Source organism: Pseudomonas sp. H26/SER47-MNA-CIBAN-0231 (assembly GCF_040310465.1).
Classification (GTDB): Bacteria; Pseudomonadota; Gammaproteobacteria; order Pseudomonadales; family Pseudomonadaceae; genus Aquipseudomonas; species Aquipseudomonas atacamensis.
In genome coordinates this window covers 1-247 of record NZ_JBEOPW010000152.1, presented here as the reverse complement: position 1 = coordinate 247, position 247 = coordinate 1, and the positions used below count along the sequence as shown (strand labels likewise).

The 247-nt window shown below is 54.3% G+C and carries 1 protein-coding gene; it reads left to right on the top strand.

Translation table 11 applies throughout. From position 1 onward, the window contains the following. Nucleotides 1-28: 28 nt before the first annotated feature. Nucleotides 29-247, top strand: a 219-nt coding sequence (locus AAEZ10_RS27645) for a DUF2786 domain-containing protein (RefSeq protein ID WP_350571865.1), incomplete at its 3' end; no start/stop codon positions are given.

Genomic DNA, 247 nt, shown 5'->3' with positions numbered 1-247 from the left:
CTCGTACCCAGCACGAAGGGGGTGAGTGATGGATAAGCAACGAGTTCTTGAAAAAGTTGCTAAATGCTTTGCACTGGCCAACTCCAACGGTGCATCGCCTAATGAAGTTGAAACAGCGCTTCGCCAGGCCCGAAACCTGATGAAACAGTACAACCTCGAAGCCATCGAGGTTGCGGCTCATACGGTAGATGAAGCGAGCGTTGCCACACATACCCGCCGGGCTCCCCAGGATTGGCTTCACCTGCTC